The sequence below is a fragment of the Gammaproteobacteria bacterium genome, assembly GCA_013817245.1.
Classification (GTDB): domain Bacteria; phylum Pseudomonadota; class Gammaproteobacteria; order HTCC5015; family HTCC5015; genus JACDDA01.
Genome location: JACDDA010000004.1, coordinates 155,088 through 172,337, shown reverse-complemented (window position 1 = coordinate 172,337; position 17,250 = coordinate 155,088). Strand labels below are relative to the sequence as shown.

The 17,250-nt window shown below is 43.5% G+C and carries 12 protein-coding genes and 2 tRNA genes; 12 read left to right on the top strand and 2 right to left on the bottom strand.

Features of this window, described 5'->3' with window-relative positions; all coding sequences use genetic code 11:
* Positions 1-57 precede the first annotated feature (57 nt).
* Entirely contained in the window at positions 58-1,158 is a 1,101-nt protein-coding gene (locus tag H0W44_06645; protein ID MBA3582114.1) for a PQQ-like beta-propeller repeat protein, read from the top strand.
* Positions 1,159-1,162: 4 nt separating this feature from the next.
* On the opposite strand, the gene H0W44_06640 is transcribed toward H0W44_06645, so the two are convergent.
* The gene (locus tag H0W44_06640) at positions 1,163-3,928 is read right to left on the bottom strand and encodes a PD-(D/E)XK nuclease family protein (protein MBA3582113.1); all 2,766 of its coding nucleotides are present in this window, start codon (positions 3,926-3,928) and stop codon (positions 1,163-1,165) included.
* A 128-nt stretch (positions 3,929-4,056) separates the two neighbouring features.
* Between H0W44_06640 and galU the strand changes: the two genes are divergently transcribed.
* Together galU and H0W44_06630 are read left to right on the top strand one after the other, a co-directional pair.
* Positions 4,057-4,929, top strand: coding sequence for a UTP--glucose-1-phosphate uridylyltransferase GalU (gene galU, locus H0W44_06635; protein MBA3582112.1), 873 nt, complete (start codon positions 4,057-4,059; stop codon positions 4,927-4,929).
* Positions 4,930-5,023: 94 nt separating this feature from the next.
* A tRNA-Asn gene (locus tag H0W44_06630) sits at positions 5,024-5,099 on the top strand.
* A gap of 113 nt (positions 5,100-5,212) precedes the next feature.
* Here the strand turns inward: H0W44_06630 and H0W44_06625 are convergent.
* Positions 5,213-6,394 carry a pyridoxal phosphate-dependent aminotransferase gene (locus H0W44_06625; protein ID MBA3582111.1) on the bottom strand — a complete coding sequence of 394 codons (1,182 nt, stop codon included), beginning with the start codon at positions 6,392-6,394 and terminating at the stop codon, positions 5,213-5,215.
* Positions 6,395-6,468: 74 nt separating this feature from the next.
* Between H0W44_06625 and uvrB the strand changes: the two genes are divergently transcribed.
* From uvrB to pheT, 9 genes are all read left to right on the top strand, one after another.
* Positions 6,469-8,526, top strand: coding sequence for an excinuclease ABC subunit UvrB (gene uvrB, locus H0W44_06620; GenBank protein ID MBA3582110.1), 2,058 nt, complete (start codon positions 6,469-6,471; stop codon positions 8,524-8,526).
* Positions 8,527-8,732: 206 nt separating this feature from the next.
* Positions 8,733-10,043, top strand: a complete 1,311-nt coding sequence (locus H0W44_06615) for a hypothetical protein (GenBank protein MBA3582109.1) — start codon at positions 8,733-8,735, stop codon at positions 10,041-10,043.
* 308 nt (positions 10,044-10,351) lie between these two features.
* Positions 10,352-10,428 (top strand) — tRNA-Val (locus H0W44_06610).
* 188 nt (positions 10,429-10,616) lie between these two features.
* A complete protein-coding gene (gene thrS, locus H0W44_06605; protein MBA3582108.1) occupies positions 10,617-12,539 on the top strand; it encodes a threonine--tRNA ligase in 1,923 nt (640 codons plus the stop codon).
* Positions 12,540-12,575: 36 nt separating this feature from the next.
* Entirely contained in the window at positions 12,576-13,094 is a 519-nt protein-coding gene (gene infC, locus H0W44_06600) for a translation initiation factor IF-3 (GenBank protein ID MBA3582107.1), read from the top strand.
* Between the two features lie 76 nt (positions 13,095-13,170).
* On the top strand, positions 13,171-13,368 hold the full coding sequence (rpmI, locus tag H0W44_06595) for a 50S ribosomal protein L35 (GenBank protein ID MBA3582106.1): 198 nt from the start codon (positions 13,171-13,173) through the stop codon (positions 13,366-13,368).
* Positions 13,369-13,378: 10 nt separating this feature from the next.
* Complete coding sequence (rplT, locus tag H0W44_06590) at positions 13,379-13,735, top strand: 50S ribosomal protein L20 (GenBank protein ID MBA3582105.1); 357 nt, start codon at positions 13,379-13,381, stop codon at positions 13,733-13,735.
* Between the two features lie 76 nt (positions 13,736-13,811).
* Positions 13,812-14,834: a phenylalanine--tRNA ligase subunit alpha gene (gene pheS, locus H0W44_06585; GenBank protein MBA3582104.1), complete on the top strand. Its 1,023-nt coding sequence runs from the start codon at positions 13,812-13,814 to the stop codon at positions 14,832-14,834.
* A 34-nt stretch (positions 14,835-14,868) separates the two neighbouring features.
* Positions 14,869-17,250, top strand: a complete 2,382-nt coding sequence (pheT, locus tag H0W44_06580) for a phenylalanine--tRNA ligase subunit beta (GenBank protein ID MBA3582103.1) — start codon at positions 14,869-14,871, stop codon at positions 17,248-17,250.

Sequence of the window (17,250 nt, the reverse complement as noted above, 5' to 3'; positions counted from 1 at the left end):
ATACTTTTTTATTAAATATAAATGTTGTTAAATATAAATAAAAGGAAGGGTAATGACATGCCAAAGAAAACCTTAGTAATCGTGGGTTGTGTTTCAATTATTCAAATATTTTTGTGCGGACTCGCTGCCGCTGATGTGATGAGTCATTACACGTCGGGTCGTGTGGGTTATTCCGACGCTAAAGATGTTACTAAAAATCCGGTTATCGCATGGCGTTATCCAGTAAATGCGGCCATACGTTCTGCAGTCGTGGTGAACGATAATGAGGTCGCGTTGTTTGGCGCTGATGATAAATATGTTTATGCCGTCGATGCTAAAACCGGACAAAAACGTTGGCGTTATGGTACGCAAGGCGCTGTTGTCGGTGAGCCGGCCGTTGTTGAAGATATTTATTATATGACTAGCGCAGATGGCCAAGTGTATGCGTTTAACTTAAAAGAGAAACGCGAAAACTGGCGTTTTAAAATGGGCGGCATCATTGATAGCGCCCCGATGATTTTTAAAGACATGTTATATGTGGTTAATCGCGATGGTTTGTTGACAGCGGTTGATTTAAAAACCGGACAAAAACGTTGGCAGTTTGAAGCGAAACAAATAGTAACGGCAGGTATTGCCGTTGCCGATGATGTGGTCGTAATGGCAACGACTAAAGGTATGATCTATGCCTTCAATAGTGAGAATGGTCAATTCATGTGGCAAGTTGAAGCACTTGAACCCATTCATGCAGCACCGGTAATTTATAGTGGTCGTGCGTATGTAGGCAGTGATGATCGTTTTCTGTATGCGCTAAATTTAAAATCTGGCAAAGAAGATTGGAAATTTCGCGCCGGTAAAGCCATTAAAACCTCGGTAGCTATCGATGGAAGTTTAGTCGTGGTGGTGAGCGAAGATGGTGTGGCTTATGGTTTAAATCGCAGAAATGGTAGTGCCGAATGGGAATATAAAACTTTCAACGCTATCGTTGCTGCGCCGCTATTAAGTTGGGATCAAGTATATATTGCGAGCACCGATGGTGTTTTATATGCAGTAGATCGCGGTAATGGTAAAGAGTTATGGAAATTAGACATCGGCCAGCCGTTGCGTACCGCACCTTTTTTAGCTGAAAAAATGCTTTATCTAACGGTAGGTAAAGAGTTGATCGCTATTAAAGGGCAATAATTTATTATTTCGATATCGATGTGCGTCGCCATGCAGGTTCTCTGCACAAGGCGCGCGCATCGCAATAAGCACAATCCTTAGGCACGCCTGTTGCCGTTAATGCAACTCCTGCGTTAATGTCGCGGAAAATATTAATTAAACGTTGTTGGGTTTTATTAGCTAATAATTTTAATGTGTCGCCTTCGACTTCTAATACTCGAATTTTTTCTTCGTCTTTAAGGCTCACGTAATTAACAACTTGCGTTGCCGGTCTTAACCATTGATAACTGCTTAACTGTACATTTTCGCCCGCATATACAGCTTCTTTATTGGGTAATGCGCCTGTTTTGTAATCGATTAATGATTCGCCAGCGCTTTGTTTGTCAATACGATCAATCGTGCCATGAATGCTGAGCGCTGGATCTACACTGAGTTGTTGTGCTTCAGCTTGTTCCATTGCGATAACTTGCCAATCGACGTTACGCTGATATTGCCATTCGATATAAGCAGGAATTACATTTAGCCAGCGCTGTAACCAACCGTGGTGCAAGAAATTGGCTTCTAATCTCTGATTAAATAAATTTTTACTAATATCTTGCAATAAAACATTGGCGTGTTCTGCTGTAATAATTTCGTTTGCGGCCAGTTGTTGATGGAATAGATGTAATGCTTGATGAACTAAACGACCGTATTCATCATGCGCCATCATTTCTTTAATCGTATCTGGCGCTTTTAAGCGCAACACATCGCTCATGAAAAACCGATAAGGGCAGGTAATCAGTCGTTGATGCGCGCTGACCGAAATGTCATCGGGCAAAAGTTGCGGTGTTAGTAGTGACGGCGCAGGCCTATTATTCGACAATAAATTAAATGGCGTTGATTTAAATAAAGGCGCTGCTATATCAATGAGCGAAGTGCCGTATGCAAGCTCGTGAAATTTATCGATTGCCAGTAACCAGGGCGAGGGTTCTTGAGGTGCGCCGTCTTGCGTAGTTTGCCAAATAATTAAGCTGTGTTTAGCGTCTGTTAATAATCGACAAAAAAGTTGTTGCCGGCGCGTGCGTCGTTCTGGCCAATCGCTTAAACCGAGTTGTTTGCGTACACGATCATTAAAAAAAGTTAGTTGCTGCGAGTCGCCAGGAAATTGTTGCGCATTCGCGCCGGCGATAATAATTTGCTCAAAGGCTAAGCCTCGGGCTTGTTCCAGCGTTAATAATTCAACCCCGTGATAATCGCTGTCTAAATGAAAATAATTATGTTCTAGCACGTATCGTAACCATATACGAAATTCATGCCATTGTAAGGATTCATTTAGCGCAATCGCTTCGGCGTGCAATGTTGTAAGGAGTTCTAATAACTGCGCGCCAGCTGCATCTTGTGAGAAAAACTCGCGAACGTTTAGCTGTTCTAGGCTGCTTAATAAAACCTTAATTAATTCGTCGAGTTTGACATTTTTGGTTTGTTTGAGTTTTTTTAAGGGCTTGGCGATATTCTCAAACTCGCTGAGAAGATCATCAATCGCCCTGTATTCCAAATGATAGTGTTGCTGTTGAATAGCCAAGCGTTCACGACGTTTTTTTAAGGCTAGTTTGTAACGTTGTAAGCCGCTGCCAATATTTTCCCGCAGAATAATGTCTTGTTCAAAACGATAAATATGTTGCGCATAATGTTCATCGCGACTGCTCAGCATCGCAGGCGTTTTTAAAATATCGAGAAACGCAGTATGTGGAAAATCTTCTTCTATGCATTGCAACCAATATTCAAAAAAAGCGGCCACTCGTGTAGTGGAATAAGCCCAGCCCGTATGGTCACGTAAAGAAATTTTTTGACGTTCCAGTAATGCGCGTAAACGTCGTGCAAAACGACGATCTTCGGTAACAATGCCAATGTTGTTAATGTTTTTGGTTTTTAAGTGAATGACGTGTTGCGCGATAGCATGAGCTTGATGTTCGAAGTCATGGGTTACGCAAAGTGTCCAGTTTTCTTGTTGTGAATGTTCAGGATATTGTTGCGCAAATTGTTGCGCACGTTGACTGAAAGGCATTTCATCTTCATGTAAGGCAGCATTTAATAATAGATGCGCGGGTGAAGTTTCATGCTCATCAAATAGGGGAATCAGCGTGGTGTTAAATTCTGCCATCAAAGCGCTTTGCCAAGCACGTTCAGCTGGATGTTTTAGTTCTAAACCCATTAAACAAATCTGCGTATCTGCAAAAATCTGCGCAGGACTATTGTGTAATTGGGTAACATAACTTTGAGTTTTGTCTAATTGCTGTTGTGGGCCGCTTTGCCATGCTTTCCATAACGAATGTACTAAGGCGGCTTCGCGATCTAACCAAGTAAGACTCGCATCCGCATGGTGTTGTGAAAAAGCATACGCTTGTTGAAGGTTGGTTTTAAATTCCGTTAAATCATCAATCAACACTAAACTGCGCGTGCTAAGTTCATCAAACAAGCTCATGAGATTTTGCGCCAGCAACCAAGGGCTGCCTTGGCCGTATAAGCTGGGATATTGTTTTAATACATTCACTAACCACAATAGGCGTTGCGCGTCACTGAGTCTGGGCAACAGATTAATAGGACAAGTTTCATCTAGCCATTGTCTAAATGGCAAAATTTGCGGGCCTAATAAAGCGGCATAACCCTGTTTTTGGCTTTCGTGTAGTAAGGCCGTGCGCAGCGCGCGTGCACCGGCAGCATGCGGGGTAAGAATGAGCAGATTCGACCAATCGGGTAACGAGGCCGCATGCAGGGTAAACAATGCTTTTGTTGTGCGATCGATCAGATTCATGTCTTGCTCAACTGTTGAACTGATGAGGGACATAGTATCATGCACGACAAATTTTCACTGATCGACATCCATGGTTAGCAGTGTGAAGGTCGATTAAATAAGTATTTAAGGAGTGATCGATGAGCAAGGTGCAGAAAGTACGTAAAGCGGTTTTCCCGGTGGCAGGCATGGGCACACGTTTTTTGCCGGCGACTAAAGCTAATCCCAAAGAAATGTTGCCTATTGTCGACAAACCCTTAATTCAATATGCGGCTGAAGAAGCCGTGAAAGCGGGCATTGATGAATTGATTTTTGTAACGGGTCGTAATAAACGTTCGATTCCTGATCATTTTGATAAAGCGTATGAATTAGAAACCGAGCTAGAACAAAAAGGCAAACTGGAAACTTTAGAATTGGTACGTGACATTTTGCCGCCCGAAGTGACCTGTGTTTATATTCGTCAGACGCAAGCGTTGGGTTTAGGCCATGCGGTGTTATGCGCGAAAAAAATTGTGGGTGATGATCCGTTCGCGGTTATTTTGGCAGACGATTTGATTCGTGGTGATGGCAGCACTTGTTTAGAACAAATGGTGACTATTTATAATCGTGAAAATAATAGTGTGATTGCATTGCAAGAAGTGCCTCGCGAAGATACTTCTAAATATGGGATTGTTGAAGGCGAGGTTGGTGGTAAGTATTTAACCCGTATGACTGGCATTGTTGAAAAACCACAACCTAAAGATGCGCGTTCTAATCTTGCGGTGGTAGGACGTTATATTTTTAACAGCCGTATTTTTCATCATTTAGAAAAAACCAAACCGGGTGCGGGTGGTGAGATTCAATTAACCGACGCGATTGCAACCTTGCTACAAGAAGAAACAGTGTATGGTTATCAGTTTCAAGGCAAACGTTTTGATTGCGGCAGCAAATTAGGTTACTTGCAAGCGTCAGTCGAATACGGTTTAGAGCATGCTGAAATAAAAGCCGAGTTCGCTGAGTATTTGCGTAATTTAAAAGTGTAATTGACCGGTAAAGTTGGCAGCGGTGAGCCATTTTTCAGTGGCGTTCTAGCATTGACCAACTAGAGCTGAATGCGTAAGATTGCGCCCCTACCGTTCCTCGGTAGCTCAGTCGGTAGAGCAAGTGACTGTTAATCACTGGGTCGGCGGTTCGAGTCCGTCCCGAGGAGCCATTTTTTCGGTCAGTGTAGATGTTTTACGCTTGATCCCTTAGCACTACAAAAAAACAGCAGTACAAAAAAAGCCGGCATTGCCGGCTTTTTTATTGCGTTTCATTGGTCGTTTATTAAGCAATGACTTTTTTGATGCGCGCGAGTGCTTCTACTAAATTGGCATCGCTAGTCGCAAATGATAAACGCGTATAGCCATCCATGCCGAATGATGATCCAGGCACTAAGGCGACTTCCGCTTTTTCGATCAGGAAGGATGCCAGTTCCATATCATTCTTTAATCCGAGTTTTTGAATTAAGCCCTTAACTTGTGGGAACAAGTAAAAAGTGCCGTCGCCTGCAATGCATTCAATGCCGCTGATTTCATTTAAACCTTTGTGCAATAAATCATGGCGACGTTTAAAAGCGACAACCATTTCTTTGATGCAATTTTGATCACCATTCAAAGCCGCAACAGCAGCGTATTGTGCGATCGATGCGGCATGAGTGGTGCTTTGAGATTGCACTTTAGACATAGCCTTAATCAAATTTTGCGGACCTGCAGCGTAACCGATACGCCAGCCCGTCATGGAATAGGCTTTGGAAACGCCATTTAACACCATCGTGCGATCGTATAAGTCGGGGCAGACCATCAAAATATTGGCGAAAGCCTCATCGGTCCACATGATGTGTTCGTACATATCATCGGTGGCAATTAACACGTGTGGGTGTTTGCGTAATACATCACCCAAGGCGCGTAGTTCGGCATGTGTATAAGCCGTGCCCGCAGGATTAGAGGGGCTATTAATAAAGAATAAGCGGGTTTTAGGCGTAATGGCTGCCGCCAATTGAGCAGGCGTAATTTTAAAGCGCTGATCTTGGCTGCCTTCAATAAAGACCGGCACGCCTTCATGCAGCGTCACAATATCCGGATAAGAAACCCAATAAGGACTGGGGATAATCACTTCATCGCCCGGATTAATGTAGGCGCTGACGAGATTAAAAATGCTTTGTTTGCCACCGCACGACACCAGCACTTGCTCAGTTTTATAATTTAGTTCGTTTTCGCGTTTGAATTTATCGACAACCGCTTGTTTAAGGGAAGCTATGCCTTCTACCGGTGTATATTTGGTATGGCCATCGCGCAGTGCTTTAATGGCGGCGTCTTTAATATGTTCCGGCGTATCAAAATCCGGCTCGCCTGCGCCTAGCGCGATGATATTGCGGCCTTCGGCTTTTAATTTGGCCACGAGGCCGGTCAATGCCAAAGTAGGCGAGGGTTGTATGCGTTGTACGCGCTCAGAAAGCTTGATGTCCACGTTGTTTGCGACTCCAAAAATCGTTGTAAATTCAGGTAAACTGCTGGGCGCACATCATACTGAATTCTTGCCCAATGTCTAAACCAGCTGCAAAATTATTTGAATTAAATACCCACTATCAACCCGCTGGCGATCAGCCCGCGGCGATTGAAAGTCTATGCCGTGGCCTGCAAGAAGGTTTGATGTATCAAACCCTGTTGGGGGTGACGGGTTCCGGTAAAACCTTCACGATCGCCAATGTGATTAATCGTTTGCAACGTCCAGCAATGATTTTGGCGCCTAATAAAACCTTGGCAGCACAACTTTACGGGGAGATGAAAGAATTTTTTCCCAATAATGCAGTGGAATATTTTGTTTCCTATTACGACTATTACCAACCCGAAGCGTATGTGCCGGCATCCAATACTTATATAGAGAAAGATTCTTCACTGAATGAACAAATTGAACAAATGCGTTTGTCAGCCACCAAGGCATTATTAGAGCGTCGCGATACTATTATTATCGCCAGCGTTTCGGCGATTTATGGTTTGGGTGATCCACAATCTTATTTCAAAATGATTTTACATTTAGTCAAAGGCGAACGCATTGACCAACGTCAGTTATTACGCCGACTGGCTGAATTGCAATACACGCGCAATGATATTGAATTACGCCGGGGGACTTATCGTGTTCGCGGTGAAGTCTTAGACGTATTTCCGGCAGAGTCTGAACGCGAAGCGCTGCGCATCGAATTGTTTGATGATGAAATTGAAAACATCAGTTTGTTTGATCCTTTAACAGGCGAAGTTCTACACAAGCTCCAACGTTTTACAATTTATCCAAAAACTCATTATGCAACGCCGAGAGAAATGGTTTTAAAAGCTATTGATAAAATCAAAATAGAATTAAAAGAACGCTTAGAAGAGTTATACGCAAATAATAAATTAGTAGAAGCGCAGCGCTTGCAAGAACGCACGATGTTCGATTTAGAAATGATTCAAGAGTTGGGATATTGCAACGGCATTGAAAATTATTCTCGTCACTTGTCAGGACGTGTGAGTGGTGAACCACCACCGTGTTTGTTTGATTATTTGCCAGCGGATGCGTTACTTGTAATTGATGAGAGTCACGTCACTGTGCCGCAAATAGGTGCTATGTATAAAGGCGATCGTTCGCGCAAAGAAACCTTAGTGACTTATGGATTTCGCTTGCCTTCGGCGTTAGATAACCGACCGTTAAAATTTGAAGAATTCGAACGTATTTCGCCGCAAACTATTTTTGTTTCCGCAACACCGAGTGTTTATGAAGCCGAGCACGCTGATAATATTGCCGAACAAGTCGTACGTCCAACGGGTTTAATTGATCCGATTGTTGAAGTACGTCCGGCCGTTACCCAAGTTGATGATGTTTTATCAGAAATTAATTTGCGTGTCGCCGTCAATGAACGCGTATTAGTGACGACGTTGACTAAACGTATGGCGGAAGACTTAACGGATTATTTATCCGAGCACGGCATTAAAGTGCGTTATTTGCATTCCGATGTAGACACTGTTGAACGCGTGGAAATTATTCGTGATTTACGCTTAGGTGAATTTGATGTGTTAGTGGGTATTAATTTATTGCGCGAAGGTTTGGATTTGCCTGAAGTTTCTTTAGTCACGATTCTTGATGCCGATAAAGAAGGTTTCTTGCGCTCCGAACGTTCTTTGATTCAAACGATAGGTCGTTCTGCACGTAACATAAATGGCAAAGCTATTTTGTATGCGGATAAAATAACTAATTCTATGCAGCGCGCCATGAGTGAAACCACGCGTAGACGTGAAAAGCAGATGGCTTATAATCAAGAACACGGCATTACGCCAGTGGGCATTACAAAGAGTATTGGCGATATCATGCAAGGTGGTTACACGGTGAATGCGCCCAGTGGCCGGAATACGGGATTACGCAATACTATTTTAAAAGCAGCTGAAGAAGCGGGCGAGTATCAGGCGATGGAAAATATGTCGCCACGCGAAGCAAGTAAAGCTATAAAAAAACTCGAACAACAAATGTACGAACATGCGCGTAATCTAGAATTTGAAAATGCCGCACGACTACGTGACAAGATTGAGCAATTGCGCAAGAAAGCGCTGGAGCTTACAACTATTTTGTAACGTCATTAAATATTCATAAATAAAAAACATAAAGCAGATTTTTATCATTGATTTTTTAGCAGCGTTGCATTATCTTGCGCCGCAGTAGGGTAATGAATACCCACTGGCTGTTTAAGGATGATTTTTTGTACGGAGCGCGGAATGCGCTTTAGAGCTTCTCCTGAAATAAAACTTTTTTAATAACAATAATGTTGGAGATATGGACTATGAACCGTCTGTTAGTTTTACGTGCGCGTGTACCTTTGTTATTTTTACCATTGCTCACTTATGGCGCATATTGTCATGCCGTGGAACCTGCGCATGCCTTTTTGCAATTTTTAAACAAATCCGCACCGCAGTTTCAAGAAACTCAAACAACTGCTGAAGCGTATTATGCCGCGATCGATCCCGCTAATTTACGACTCACGCATGATGCTTTTAAAACCTTTAATGCCCTTAGCGATAGCAATGCCGCTGTTTATGTTAATGAAGCCGATCTTGGTTTTGGGCGACGCATGTATGTAAAAACAAATGCTGATGGAAGCGTTGCTTCGTGTGTAGAAAATTATGCAGGCCCAGCGGGTAGTGTGAATGCCCCTGCACAAGTTAAAATTGACAGCGCTAAAGCACATCTTGCGAGTGAATTATTAGCCACAGTTTGCATGGAATATACGGGCACACCCAGCACTGAATCACCTTCAAATGGAATACCTAATACAGCGATTGCACCTAATGTGTTGTTGTCAGGTCGTAAGTTTGTAAAGTTTTTTGCTTATGATGGCGTAGGTCGCCGAATTTATGCGGCAGATTTGGATGGCGAAGGCGCGAAATTTATGCCCGGTTTATGCAATGTATGTCATGGCGGTGAACCAAAATCATTATTGAGTAATGGTACTTATCCGAACAATGGTGACACCAACACTTACTTCTTGCCGTGGGATTTAGATACTTTATTGTTTGATACTGCCGTCGATAATAATCGCGCAACATTAGAACCGCGATTAAAAACCTTTAATCAAGCGGTCCTCGCGACGTATCCGTTGTTACCCGTGAATGGCATTCCAGAAGAATGGTCTACGCCTACGCCCGTAAAAATGATTTATGGTTGGTATGGTGGGAAAACGTTGCCGAATCCAACATTTAATGGCGCTTATATTCCATCCGGCTGGCTAGCAATTAATAATCCTACCGCTCCCGCTAATACAGAGATACTTTATACACAAGTAGTAGCGCCTAATTGTCGAGCCTGTCATGCACAACGTGGTGGTTTGATGCGTAACCAGTTAACTTTTAATTCGTATAAAGACTTTATGTTATATGCGCGTCAAATAGAACATTTGGTTTACGACTTAGGTGTCATGCCATTGGCGAAGCGTACCCATGAATATTTTTGGTCGGGTTCTCAAGCGGCAATTTTAGCGGCGCATATGCCACGTTACAAAAATGGTTATAACGGACAAAAACCAGGTGATTATCTTTTAGACGGCACCAATCTCGAAGCTGGCTACAATTATTCATATGAGTGGAGCGGTTGGTAATAAATTTAATTAATGCTTCTTATTTAAGCTCGCGGTTATCCAGCGAGCTTTTTTTATGCGTGCTTTTTAATCTAAGCGTTTCTTAAAACGAAAAATGTCAGCATGATAGCGGCAAAAGATGAAGCATTAAACATATTGAAGTCCATTACAATTCAAAATCAGGTCGTTGCCATTATGAGATATTTTGCTAAAGAATGATGCGTTGTTGAGGCTGAACTAGATAGGCTTTGTTGCCGCATAGTGTCTAGTCAGCTTCAAGCACATGTGATAATGTTCCGCGCCCAGCTGGAAACAGCGGGATGAACGGCAGGCGCGTAGCTCAGTTGGTTAGAGCACTACCTTGACATGGTAGGGGTCGCTGGTTCGAGTCCAGTCGTGCCTACCAATAATGCTAATACTGTGTTTCGATTCCATGCACTCGTACGGCATGGCGAGCGAAGTTGCAGATCTTAACGTTATTGGCTGTGACATTAACATGCCATCGTCATTCAAAGCTTCCTGTAGTTTATTGGATTTCATTTCATTTTTTATAACCACGTGGCTCTTCGTATCAGCCACCACTGGAGATAGTTCATGCCTGTTATTACTCTTCCTGATGGTTCGCAACGTCCTTTCGATCATGCTGTTACTGTCGCTGAAGTTGCTGCATCTATAGGTGCGGGACTTGCTAAAGCGGCGCTGGCCGGCGCCATTGATGGCCAATTAGTCGACACCAGTTATCTCATTGAACGCGATGTCGCGCTCAGTATCATTACGCCAAAAAGTCCGGAAGCGTTAGACGTCATTCGTCATTCAACCGCACATTTATTAGCGCAAGCGGTTAAACAATTATTTCCCACTGCACAAGTTACCATCGGTCCTGTCATTGAAGACGGATTTTTTTATGACTTTGCGTTTGAGCGTACTTTTACTTTAGATGACTTGGCGCTTATTGAAGCCAAAATGACCGAGCTTGCGCAAACTGATTTCAAAGTAGCGCGCACCGTAATGGCACGTGATGCAGCGGTCACTTTTTTTCGTGGCTTAGGCGAAGAATATAAAGCTAAAATCATTGCAGATATTCCATCGGATCAGGCGATTTCTTTATATCAGCAAGGCGATTTTATTGATTTATGCAGAGGCCCGCATGTGCCTAGTACGGGTCATTTAAAAGCATTTAAATTGATGAAAGTTGCGGGTGCCTATTGGCGCGGTGATTCTAATAATGAAATGTTGCAGCGTATTTATGGTACTGCATGGACTGATCCTAAAGAATTAAAAGCTTATTTGCATCGATTAGAAGAAGCTGAAAAACGCGATCATCGCAAAATAGGGCGTGCGTTAGATTTATTTCACACCCAAGAAGAAGCGCCTGGCATGGTATTTTGGCATGACAACGGCTGGCGTATTTATACTGAAATTCAAAATTATATTCGCGGACGTTTACGCGAAGCAGATTATGAAGAAGTACATACACCGGAAATTGTGGATATTTCTTTGTGGCAAAAATCCGGTCATGCGGAAAAATTTATTGATGATATGTTTTTAACGGGTTCGGAAGATCGCCAATTTGCGATCAAACCAATGAATTGTCCTTGTCATGTGCAAATCTATAATCATGGTTTGAAAAGTTATCGTGATTTACCGTTACGAATGGCGGAATTTGGTTCTTGTCATCGTAATGAAGCGTCGGGCACTTTGCATGGCTTAATGCGAGTGCGCGGTTTTGTGCAAGACGATGCCCATATTTTTTGTACCGAACAACAAGTCAGCGCGGAAGCCGCGAGTTTTATAAAATTGTTATATTCGGTTTATGCAGACTTTGGCTTCACCGATATCCAAGTGAAATTATCAACACGCCCTGCAAAACGCATTGGCGACGATATTTTTTGGGACACTGCTGAAAAAGCCTTAGCGGATGCTTTAGATTCTGAGGGAATTGCGTGGCAACCCAATCCTGGAGAAGGTGCATTTTATGGCCCTAAAATCGAATTCGCATTAAAAGATTGTATCGGTCGCGTGTGGCAGTGCGGGACTTTGCAATTAGATCCCTTTATTCCAGCGCGTTTGAACGCTACTTATATCGCTGAAGACGGCAGTCGGCAGACGCCAATTATGCTGCATCGGGCTATTTTGGGTTCGCTGGAGCGATTTATTGGTATTTTAATCGAGCATTACGCCGGCAAATTTCCTGCTTGGTTGGCGCCGCAACAAGCGGTTTTACTCAATATTACCGATGCACAAGGCTCATTTGTGCGCGAAGCTGAAAAAATCCTTAAAAAACAGGGGCTCAGAGTCACTTCTGACTTGAGAAATGAGAAGATCGGCTTTAAAATCCGCGAGCAAACTTTACAGCGCGTCCCTTACTTATTAGTTGTGGGAGATCGTGAAGTAGAGTCTGGTTCTGTATCAGTTCGTACCCGCGAAGGGGAAGATCTTGGTATTATGACGCTCGCCGCGTTTGCTGCGCATTTGCAGCAGGAAGTCGTGAGTCGTAGTCGGCCATCATTAGAATGAGCCTGTAGATAGTAAATTTTTTCGGAGGATCGACCTATCGTTGATGTAAAGAGTCATCGAATCAATGACAAGATTACCGCTCGTGAAGTACGAGTAATTGATTCAGAAGGCAATCAGCTCGGCGTGTTAAGCATTAGCGAAGCACAAGCATTAGCAAATGAAGCAGAGTTAGATTTGGTTGAGATCGTGCCCACCGAAAAACCGCCGGTTTGCCGTATTATGAATTTCGGCAAATTTAAGTTTGAGCAAAGCAAGAAAGCTCATCAAGCAAAACGTAATCAGAAACAAGTGCAGCTCAAAGAAATTAAGTTGCGCCCCGGAACTGATGACGGTGATTATCAAGTTAAATTGCGTAATTTAATTCGATTCTTAGAAGATGGTGATAAAGCCAAAGTGACTATGCGTTTTCGTGGTCGCGAAATGGCGCATCAAGATTTAGGTTTTGAGTTTTTGAAACGCGTGCAAAAAGATTTAGAAGAGCATGGGACAGTTGAACAATATCCCAAGCTTGAAGGTCGCCAAATGATCATGGTTCTGGGACCGAAAAAGAAGTAAGTAGCAAGTAATTGGTTGAGCTGGGCAGGGCATTGCCCGCAAGACTATTTTAGTTCTAACACTCTAGGAGCACAAAATGCCTAAGTTGAAAACAAACCGTGGCGCAGCCAAACGGTTTAGAGTTGCCGCATCAGGCAAAATCAAGCGTGGACAGTCGCACAAACGACATATCCTCACCAAAAAGAGCGCCAAGCGTAAACGTCAATTACGCGATGGTATCCATGTACATGGAAGTGACGTCGCTTCTATTTATCAAATGATGCCCTACGCATAAGGAGTGAGACATGCCTCGAGTTAAACGTGGTGTGACCGCTCGCGCGCGGCACAAAAAAGTTTTAGATAAAGCAAAAGGTTATTATGGCGCACGTAGTCGTGTGTTTCGTGTAGCCGAGCAAGCTGTTACCAAAGCAGGTCAATACGCTTATCGCGATCGTCGTCAGAAAAAACGCCAATTCCGCTCTTTATGGATTGTGCGGATTAATGCTGCGGCACGTGATTGCGGTTTATCGTACAGCCGCTTTATGAATGGGCTGAAAAAAGCGAACATTGAAATCGATCGTAAAGTGTTAGCTGATTTAGCCGTGTTTAATAAGGAAGCGTTTGCTCAGATCGCTGAGCAAGCTAGAACTTCCCTGTCTTAAGACGCAGTAATGTAAGTTAAGAAAAGGGGGAAGCCTGTAAAGACTTCCCCTTTTTTATGTCCTTCAGGATTGATACATGCCACATATTTTTGATGCACTGAATACAGAAGCCACAACAGCCATTGCCGCAGTAACTGATTTACCGCAGTTAGATCAATTGCGCGTGCAATATCTAGGCAAAAAAGGTTCGGTCACCGCATTATTAAAATCATTAGGCGAAATGCCAGCCGAAGAACGTAAAGCTGCGGGTCAAAAAATTAATGAATTAAAAGATGCGCTGCAATCAGCTTTAGATGCACGCAAAATAATATTAGAACAATCCGCATTACAACAACGCTTAAGTGCAGAAACGATTGATGTCACTTTACCGGGACGTCATATTGCGAGCGGTGCATGGCACCCCATTACGCAAACGTTACATCGCATTGTCGATATTTTAGCGGAGCTTGGTTTTAGTGTAGAAGAAGGCCCAGAAGTAGAAGATGAATTTCATAATTTCGAAGCCTTAAATATTCCAAAAACACATCCCGCACGTGCCATGCACGACACATTTTATGTTGAGCATGGTTTATTATTGCGCACGCACACTTCGCCTGTGCAAGTGCGCGTTATGAAAAATCAACCATTGCCATTACGCATTATTGCACCCGGACGAGTTTATCGTTGTGACTCTGATGTCACACACACGCCGATGTTTCATCAAGTTGAAGGTTTGTTAGTTGATGAAGATGTCAGCTTTGCAGATTTGATGGGCACGCTGGATGCATTTTTAAAAGCTTTTTTTGAACGTGATGACTTAAAAACACGCTATCGTCCTTCGTATTTCCCGTTTACTGAACCTTCTGCTGAAGTAGATATTCAATGCGTACATTGTGTTGGTAAAGGTTGTCGTATTTGCAAAAACACGGGCTGGCTAGAAGTATTAGGGAGTGGCATGGTGCATCCTGAAGTTTTTCGCCATTGTAATATTGATAGCGAACGTTATACGGGTTATGCCTTCGGAATGGGCGTAGAGCGTTTAGCGATGTTGCGTTTAGGTGTAACCGATTTACGTATGTTTTTCGAAAACGATGCGCGTTTCTTAGCGCAATTCGCTTAATAGCATGATTTAAAAATACTCTGTTGATGAACCTATGAAATTCAGTGAAGCTTGGCTACGAACATTTGTAAATCCCGCTATTAAGACGGACGAGTTGCTGGTCCAACTCAATCGCTTGGGTTTGGAAGTAGATGGCGTCTCTGCTGTTGCCCCCATGTTTGATAATGTAGTTGTGGCTGAAATAAAAACCATCAGCCAACATCCGGATGCAGATCGTTTACGCGTGTGTGGTGTTGATGTTGGTCAAACAGAACTATTGCAAATCGTGTGTGGTGCAGCGAATGCTGCGCAAGGAATGAAAGCGCCATTAGCCATGATTGGCGCTAATTTGCCGAATGGTTTAAATATTAAAAAGGGCAAGTTACGCGGCGTTGAGTCCTTCGGTATGTTGTGTTCAGCAGTAGAATTAGGTTTAGCGGAAGTCTCAAATGGATTATTGGCATTGCCCAGTGATGCGCCTGTCGGTCAAGACATTCGCGAATATCTATTATTAAACGATAACATTATAGAAATTGATGTCACGCCGAATCGAGGTGATTGCTTAAGCGTTCGAGGGGTTGCACGTGAAATTGCGACTTTGAATAATTTGTCTTTGCAAGACATTGCGATTACTCCGTTTGCCCCGACGATTGACGATGTTTTAAAAATTAATATCGAAGCGCGTGATGCCTGTCCTGTGTATGTGGGCCGCGTAATTCGTAATTTAAAATTAGAAAACGTTCAAACGCCTATTTGGATTACGGAACGATTACGTCGTGCCGGTATACGTAATATTCATCCCGTCGTTGATATAAGTAATTATGTAATGTTAGAAATCGGGCAGCCTATGCATGCGTTTGATTTGCAGAAATTACACGGCGGCATTCATGTTCGTACACTGAAACAGGCCATTAGTTTGGCGTTATTAGATGGTCAAACCATTGAAGTAAAATCAGATACTTTAGTCATTGCGGATGACAAGGGTGTATTAGCATTAGCCGGCATCATGGGCGGTGCAGCCTCAGCGGTAACAGAGAACACTACCGATATTTTTCTAGAAAGCGCGTGCTTTACTCAAGATGCATTAGCAGGTAAAGCGCGCGAATATAATTTACATACCGATTCATCGCAGCGTTTCGAACGTGGTGTTGATTCCGCGATTCAGCGTTTAGCAATAGAGCGTGCAACGACATTAATTTGTGGCTTAGCGGGTGGTCAAGTAGGCCCCGTAATCGATGTTAACAATACTAATCTAACGCGGCCGACCATTCATTTGCGCACTATGCGCATTGAAAAAATACTTGGAATGCCATTCCCGCAAACGCAGGTGGAACAAATTCTCAGTGGTCTTGGTATGCAACTGCAGCGTGTGGCTGATGGTTGGCAGGTAACACCACCGACTTTTCGTTTTGATATGGCGCGTGAAGTAGATTTGATCGAAGAATTAGCGCGCTTGCATGGTTACGATAATTTGCCGCGTCGTATGCCCATGCTACGCGCACGTGTGCGTGCCGATGCGGGTGAAAATCGCCAACGTCGTTTAAGCCATTTATTAATAGCGCGCGGTTTCCAAGAAGTTATTACCTACAGTTTTGTTGATCCCGTTTTGCAGCAGCCTCTATTACCTCAGCGGATTAATCTTGCTTTACGCAATCCGATTTCGTCTGAAATGGCGGTGATGCGCACGAGCTTAATTCCGGGCTTGTTACAAACATTAATTTACAATCAAAATCGCCAACAAAAACGCTTACAAATTTTTGAAGCTGGTTTGCGCTTTGAATTAGATGCACATAATCAACTTAGTCAAACGCCAACCTTAGCGGCTTTGCGATGGGGTAGTCGTGAACCGGAATCCTGGCAAGCAGCTAAACCACAGTTAGATTTTTATGATATTAAAGGCGACATCGAAGCTTTGCTCGCCGCTGCTGGTTTGCGCGATATTTTATTTGAACCGCTTATGAACGAGTTATTGCCGTGGCAGCCCGGCTCCGCAGCCTATATAAAATGTGCGGATAAAGTCATCGGTGTAGTCGGTGCTTTGCATCCTGCTAATTTGGCAGCACTTGATATAGAAGGCGCGGTCTATGCGTTTGAACTCGATATAGCGCCTTTATTAAATCAGCCCACGGTAGCAAAAGCTGCTGATGTTTCCAAATTCCCTGCCATTCGCCGGGATTTGGCCATCATCGTGGATCACAACTGCGACTGGCAAGCGGTCTTGGCGAGCGTGCAGAAAATAGGCATTAGCAGTTTACGATCCGTGCTTTTATTTGATGTTTACGCTGGAAAAGGCGTGATACCTGGTCGAAAAAGTTTCGCGATGGGCTTGATTTTACAGGAATTTTCGCGCACTCTTACCGACGATGAGGTGGATGCGGCAGTGGCCGTTATTCTCGCTGCACTACGGGCAGATCTCAACGCGATCTTGAGGGAGTAG

Bases quoted from the DNA above. Each gene is read 5' to 3' on its own strand.
- H0W44_06645 (MBA3582114.1), top strand. From the start codon at position 58: ATGCCAAAGAAAACCTTAGTAATCGTGGGTTGTGTTTCAATTATTCAA.
- H0W44_06640 (MBA3582113.1), bottom strand. From the start codon at position 3,928: ATGAATCTGATCGATCGCACAACAAAAGCATTGTTTACCCTGCATGCG.
- uvrB (MBA3582110.1), top strand. From the start codon at position 6,469: ATGTCTAAACCAGCTGCAAAATTATTTGAATTAAATACCCACTATCAA.
- H0W44_06615 (MBA3582109.1), top strand. From the start codon at position 8,733: ATGAACCGTCTGTTAGTTTTACGTGCGCGTGTACCTTTGTTATTTTTA.
- thrS (MBA3582108.1), top strand. From the start codon at position 10,617: ATGCCTGTTATTACTCTTCCTGATGGTTCGCAACGTCCTTTCGATCAT.
- rpmI (MBA3582106.1), top strand. From the start codon at position 13,171: ATGCCTAAGTTGAAAACAAACCGTGGCGCAGCCAAACGGTTTAGAGTT.
- rplT (MBA3582105.1), top strand. From the start codon at position 13,379: ATGCCTCGAGTTAAACGTGGTGTGACCGCTCGCGCGCGGCACAAAAAA.
- pheS (MBA3582104.1), top strand. From the start codon at position 13,812: ATGCCACATATTTTTGATGCACTGAATACAGAAGCCACAACAGCCATT.
- pheT (MBA3582103.1), top strand. From the start codon at position 14,869: ATGAAATTCAGTGAAGCTTGGCTACGAACATTTGTAAATCCCGCTATT.